The 5,895-nt window shown below is 58.2% G+C and carries 8 protein-coding genes and 1 tRNA gene; 2 read left to right on the top strand and 7 right to left on the bottom strand.

The genetic code is table 11. The features are described 5' to 3' along the window. From NW840_RS13560 to NW840_RS13540, 5 genes are all read right to left on the bottom strand, one after another. The coding region (locus tag NW840_RS13560; RefSeq protein ID WP_414344837.1) for an endolytic transglycosylase MltG at positions 1–541 on the bottom strand (541 nt) is incomplete at its 3' end. Positions 542–643: 102 nt separating this feature from the next. Beyond that, the gene (gene pyrH, locus NW840_RS13555) at positions 644–1,405 is read right to left on the bottom strand and encodes a UMP kinase (protein WP_011433861.1); all 762 of its coding nucleotides are present in this window, start codon (positions 1,403–1,405) and stop codon (positions 644–646) included. A gap of 98 nt (positions 1,406–1,503) precedes the next feature. Continuing rightward, positions 1,504–1,653 (bottom strand): hypothetical protein, encoded by a 150-nt coding sequence (locus tag NW840_RS13550; protein ID WP_011433860.1) that lies wholly within the window; start codon positions 1,651–1,653, stop codon positions 1,504–1,506. 115 nt (positions 1,654–1,768) lie between these two features. Continuing rightward, positions 1,769–2,104: a TMEM165/GDT1 family protein gene (locus NW840_RS13545; RefSeq protein WP_414344835.1), complete on the bottom strand. Its 336-nt coding sequence runs from the start codon at positions 2,102–2,104 to the stop codon at positions 1,769–1,771. Between the two features lie 49 nt (positions 2,105–2,153). Continuing rightward, positions 2,154–2,399, bottom strand: coding sequence for a TMEM165/GDT1 family protein (locus tag NW840_RS13540; protein ID WP_414344839.1), 246 nt, complete (start codon positions 2,397–2,399; stop codon positions 2,154–2,156). 392 nt (positions 2,400–2,791) lie between these two features. Between NW840_RS13540 and NW840_RS13535 the strand changes: the two genes are divergently transcribed. After that, a tRNA-Ile gene (locus NW840_RS13535) sits at positions 2,792–2,864 on the top strand. A gap of 159 nt (positions 2,865–3,023) precedes the next feature. Here the strand turns inward: NW840_RS13535 and NW840_RS13530 are convergent. Both NW840_RS13530 and NW840_RS13525 read right to left on the bottom strand, forming a co-directional pair. Further along, the gene (locus NW840_RS13530) at positions 3,024–4,358 is read right to left on the bottom strand and encodes a D-alanyl-D-alanine carboxypeptidase (RefSeq protein ID WP_414344833.1); all 1,335 of its coding nucleotides are present in this window, start codon (positions 4,356–4,358) and stop codon (positions 3,024–3,026) included. 45 nt (positions 4,359–4,403) lie between these two features. Then, positions 4,404–4,784, bottom strand: coding sequence for a hypothetical protein (locus NW840_RS13525; protein ID WP_414331816.1), 381 nt, complete (start codon positions 4,782–4,784; stop codon positions 4,404–4,406). 356 nt (positions 4,785–5,140) lie between these two features. Between NW840_RS13525 and NW840_RS13520 the strand changes: the two genes are divergently transcribed. Continuing rightward, complete coding sequence (locus NW840_RS13520) at positions 5,141–5,587, top strand: Fur family transcriptional regulator (protein ID WP_011433855.1); 447 nt, start codon at positions 5,141–5,143, stop codon at positions 5,585–5,587. Positions 5,588–5,895: the final 308 nt, after the last annotated feature.

Genomic DNA, 5,895 nt, shown 5'->3' with positions numbered 1-5,895 from the left:
TCACCCGGGTCACGGCAATGAAGGCATCGGCTGCCAGCCAGTTGCGCTGGGCCAGAGCCTCTGCCATTTGCTCGATCCGCCAGCCCTCCGGGATGGTCAGCCGTCTTTGCAGGATCCTTCCCTGCCGCAGTTGTTGGGCCACGGCCAGCATGTCTTGGTTCGGATCCAAAGCGTAGGTGCCCGCCTGAAACACCCAGTCGCGCCCGAAGGTGCGGCTCCACAGCTCCCAAGCCAGAGCTGAGCGAATCACCCCTGCTTGGCGCAGTTTTTGCCCGATCAGACGGCTGCTGCTGCCCGGCTGGATTGTTACTTGGATCGGTTCTGGGCCGCCCACCGGCTGGAGCCAGGTCTGCCACTGCCAGTAGCCCAATCCCCCGACCAGAACCAACAGGAAAATCAAGCTCTGCAAAAGACGCCGACCCCAGCGTTCGCGTAAGCGTTGCGTAGCAACATGGGGTGACCTGGGTATAGCGCCTTGGGCAGCAGAGCATTTGGGCAAGACGGGATCCTTTTGGGCCGAATGCTGAACCTGATCTGTCATTGCCTTTCCCTCCAAACGGCCTGAGCACACCCTTGAGCCAGGCTATCCTTCGGACTCAATCCTGGCTAGGGCGTCGCCGGACTCTCAAGGCCGATTTCCCCCCTAACTTGGGATCAACTCTCCTGGGCTGGGGATCCCGTTGTTCTCGACCGTCCGCTGTCCGATCCAAGTGCCGATGGGTTCTCCCTGCACCACTCGATAAATATTGCCAGGGGTAGTCAGGTCAAAGACCACGATGGGCAATTGATTTTCCTTGCAGAGGGCGATGGCGGTGCTGTCCATAACCCGCAGATCGCGGTTCAGCACATCCTGATAGCTGAGGACATCGTAGCGGCGGGCCTGAGGGTGAGTCTTGGGATCCGCATCGTAAACTCCGTCCACCTTGGTGGCTTTGAAAATCACCTCGGCATCGATCTCCGCCGCCCGCAAGGCCGCAGTGGTATCGGTGGTGAAGAAGGGGTTGCCAGATCCTGCCCCAAAAATCACCACCCGCCCCTTTTCCAGGTGACGAATGGCGCGGCGACGAATATAGGGCTCCGCCACCTCCTGCATGGCGATGGCCGTCTGCACCCGGGTGGGGATCCCGGCTCGCTCAATGGCATCCTGCAGGGTTAAGGCGTTGATGACGGTGGCCAGCATCCCTACGTAGTCGGCAGAAGCCTGATCCATCCCTTGGGCAGCCGCCTCTTTGCGCCCGCGCCAGATGTTACCCCCTCCCACCACAATCGCCACCTGCACACCGGCCCGTACCACTGAGGCCACTTCGCCGGCAATGGACTTCAAGACCTCGGGGTCGATCCCGTAGGGGCGCTCCCCCATCAGGGCTTCACCACTCAACTTCAGTAGAATCCGTCGATATTTCATGCTTATCCGCTCTGGCCCACCCCTGCATACGATAGCAGGTTTGTTGAACTAGCTCCGCTCACAGGATTGACCGACAGAGCATCTCGACAAAAACAACCTTACTGCTGTTCTTCGCCAGCGCTGGCCTCGTTGTCGCGGGGGGCAGAACGGAAGCGGCGGCCATTGCGAGCACGACTTTTTTGGAACTGTTTGGCATATTCGCGGTTGCGCTCGGCTTTTTCCCGCTTCAGATTGCGTTTTTTGGCCATGCTGGTTTTCCTGACCGGTTGTCCGGACTCAAGTGAAGGTCCTCAGTTTGAAGTGTCAAAGTGAGGCGCTCTTAATCCTATCACGCTTTGCCGAAGCCATCCTGAAGCCCTCTGCTCAGCCGGCTATGGGCAGGGATCCCCACAACAAGACTAGGCCCATCACAACAAACCCCACGCCTGCCAGGGTTTTGATCCAGCGAGGTGGGATCAGGCGGGCCACCCAAGCTCCTGCCCACACCCCAATTAGGCTGGTGCTGATCAAAGCAGCAGCAGCGCCCAAAAAGATTACCCCAGCGTTTTGCGAGCGGGCACTGAGGAGCAGGGTCGCCAATTGGGTTTTATCGCCCATTTCGGCCAGCAGAATCGAGCCAAAGCTCACCAGCGCAGCCCGTCCGGCCATTTGCCGCAGCAAAAAAGATGGAGTTTGGCTGTCGTTGTCTTGGATCAACACGTTCTTCTCCGCCCTATCTTGCTGGGTTGGCACCGGTTTCTCAGGGGGGCTAGCCTTCTGGGAGATTATCCCCTCGCCATTCCTTCCACAATACATAGCCCCCGATCACCAGGAACCCTGCACCCGCCAACCATTGTAGCCAGCCCGGGGGAATGACTTGGCCCAGACCTTCTCCCAGCACCACGCTGAAAAAACTGGCGGTCACCAAGGCACCGGCGGAACCGAAAAAGATCGCCCAAGGAGATTGGGATTGGGCACTCATGAGCAAGGTTGCCAACTGGGTTTTGTCGCCCATTTCCGCCACAAACACGGTTAAAAAAGTAACAAACCAGAGTTGCAGTGGGGATCCCTCAGGAAGATTGCTGTCGGAAGAGGGGGGGGTAGTGAGGGGCAGTGCCGTCGGAGGCCCAGTACTGGGGGCGGGAGACAAAGCCAAACTCTCCCTGGCGGGCTTGAAATCCACAGCGGATCCATCCCCGTAAAGATAGTGCTGCCCAACGGCCAAGAAGCCAAAACAGAGAGCCGAGGACAAGGCAATCAACCCCAAGCCCAGGGCCATTTGCCCCTGCCAAGAACGCGGCGCAGCCATGGCGTCAGATCCTAACCACCGACATGCAGCTTATCCTGTTTTCAGCCGCTTCTGGAGGAGACAAGGGCGCTAGAGTAAACGCTAGAGTAAAAGAATCAGGGGCGTTGGCCGAGCGGTTTAGGCAGCAAACTCATAATTTGCCTTACACAGGTTCGATCCCTGTACGCCCCATGGGGAGGATCCCTGCCGGACGAGGTTTCTGGGTTGAGGGCTGTTGACAGCGGGCCAAGTCGATCTCAATTCCCAAACTGGGAGGGCGGACATAGGACTGCGTTCCGCTAACGCGACCGAGGTCACTCTGGGCTGAGAGAGAACCGGTTGGGCACAGTTTCAAAGACGCGGGTTCAGCTCTGTGCGGGATCCCGTATCTCCAGAGCGAGGGATCCAACGCTCAGGCAAGGTGGTGGGGGATCCCCATTGGGATTGGAGGCGGCTGAGGAATTGTCCCTGCTGGGTGCGAAAGCCGACCAGATCGGATCCGCCATTCATCAGGGCAAACCAGATGTCCCCCTGCTCGGTTGGCAGTACACCCGCCAAGGTGCTGACGCTCCTCAGGGTGCCCGACTTGGCAATTAGGATCCCTGGCAACAGACGCCGCTCCAACACTCCCACATCTTGGCCAACGACGGCAAAAGCATCGGCAAGAGAGAGCCCCTGCTCCTCCAGAAGAGATTGGATCGCTCGAAGCAAAGCTACATTGGCCCGCGGCGAAATGCGGTTTTCCACCCCCAACCCGGAGCCGTTGATCAGCTGCAGCTCTTCTGCCGGGATCCCGGCGATGGCCCGGGCGATTTGGGCCACTTGGTCTGCTCCCCCCACCGCATCGGCCAACATCTCGGCCATGGAGTTGTTGCTGTAGAGGTTCATCAGCTTGACCAGGTGAATGAGGGGGGGCGATTCATGTCTGAGCAAAACCTGGGCGGCAGGCGGGATCTGCTGGGCAACCCGTACCGAGCCCAAAATCTCCACCTGCGGTCTGGGTGTGCCGGGGGGTAAGGTTTGAAATTGGGCCTCCGCCTCTGGCGGCCAGCGCCGCGCATCCAGCCCCTGCCGCAACAGGGATCCCGATTGCGCCACATCCCGGGAAAAGTTCATGTAAAAGCGGCCCACCACCACCAGATCCCCGCGCACCTGGCGGATCCCATAGGCATTGAGCAGGTTGCCGACGGAGAAGGCTTCCTCCCAGACAAACAAGGGATCCTCCCCCCCCAGAACCCAGAGATCCCCCTGTAGAACTCCCTCAGCAGTTAAGGGGCCAGTGGCCAGCCAGGTGGTAACAAAGCGGTGCTGCGGGCCAAAGTGCTGCAAAGCGGCCAGGGTCGTTGCCACCTTGGTCAAAGAAGCAGCCGGCAAGGGTGTGGATCCCTGATGCTGTCCCAAAACAAGGATTCTGTCCCGCTGAGGCGAAGGATCCTCCATCTGCAGCCAAACCCCCTGAGCTGTGGGCGAAAACCCCCGACCGGCCAACTGAGCCAGATAAGTTTCCACCTGAGGTTGCAGGGATCCCTGCTCCGTCGCCTGAGAAGTGGGAGACAAACTCAGCAACAGAGTGGCCGCCGAGAGCAGCCCAACCCAGCTCGAAACCAGCCGCCTACCGGGCCAGCCCCACAGATGTCGTTCGCGATGGCGGCGCGGTTCCCCTGCCATAGGCATAGCGCGTTTCACGGGAAGCCCCCTCTGAACATCCCAACGGTGGAGGGGACGGATCCCTCAGCTCGTCAATTCCCAGCCACCCTCTTCCACAGGCTCTACATCGATGGTGCCGGGGGGTGTTTGCCGATAAAAACGTCCGTCTGCAACAAACAGCGGCTCTCCACAATTGGGGCAAAAGAAATGGCTGCCCTCAATGGCTTGCGATTCCGACCCACACACCGGGCAGCGATCCGTCGTGATCCAGCGGCGCGCCCACCAGCGAAAGGCCAGGAGCACCAACACCGGCAAGGACAGCAAAAGCAGCAACAGGGCCACCAATCCAGTGACCAGCCACCCCAGCCCGATACTGGTCAGCAAAGCTGCCAACGCCAGGGATCCCAGCCAGAACCCCCAGCCACCCAGAGAAATGGAATAGGTTTTGGGCTGCTCAAACCGCATTTTCGTTTTCCTTCCCCGATCACTACGCTTGCCAACGCTGTCAGGATGCCGCGGGCCTTTTCTTGAGTATGTTAGCCTAGGCGCGCCCGAACACCAGAAACAGTCCGCCACATGGCTCTGCTCTGTAGGCTAGCTCATCCCGGATGGATGAGGGATTGGGTTTCCCGCACCCTTCCCGAGGCTCTCCCGGCAGCCCATGCGCCTCAGTTGCGTCCCTGTTCTATTGGGCCTGAACTGAGCCTGAACGATGTCTTCAGCAACCAAGTCGGGTGGTGTCGTCATAAATGAAGTTATTATCAATTACAGAACTTATTGACTGTTACGGCGACGTTGCCCAACAGCGGAGGGGCGGCATCATGGTCTACACCGAAGAGGCGTTCAAGGCAGAGCTCAATGCCAAAGGCTGGCGAGCCACTCGGCAGCGGGAGATCATCCTGCAAACGTTTCAAAACTTGCCTGAGGGCACGCATCTGAGCGCGGAGGAGTTGCACAAAAAGTTGCGGGAAGAAGGCCACAACATTAGCCTTTCCACCATTTACCGCACCGTCAAGCTGATGTCCCGCATGGGCATTTTGCGAGAACTGGAACTGACCGAAGGGCACAAACATTACGAGATCAACCAGCCGGCCCCCCACCACCACCACCATCTGGTGTGCGTCAAGACCAACAAGGTGATCGAGTTCAAAAACAACGCCATTCTTAACATCACCCAGAAGGTGGCAGAAAAGTACGGTTTCAAAGTGTTGGATTGCCAGCTCACCATTATTGGTATCAGCCCAGAAGGGCAGCGCTCGATTTTGTAGCCAAAAATTCCCAAAGCTCAGGTTCTCATGCTTTCCCAGCAGGGGAACTGTACTGGGCTGGTAGGAGGATGGGGATCCCGTCAACGGGAGGAAATGCCAGAATAGCTCCCGTGAGGCCAATCGGCAGTCGGCAACCGAGGCAACAGTTGAATGGTTGATGAATAGTTGATCTTCTTCACCCCACTAGATCCGGGAGAGAGCATGACTCTAGTCAATAATAAGCTCAACTATACTGAAAAAAATAATGTATAATATGTTCAGTACGGATTACTACCAGTTGATCTTTCTGTTTACTTTCGAGTCTGCCA

This window comes from Synechococcus sp. R5-13, assembly GCF_047462015.1.
Classification (GTDB): Bacteria; Cyanobacteriota; Cyanobacteriia; order Thermostichales; family Thermostichaceae; genus Thermostichus.
This window is presented reverse-complemented; position numbering and strand designations above follow the sequence as displayed.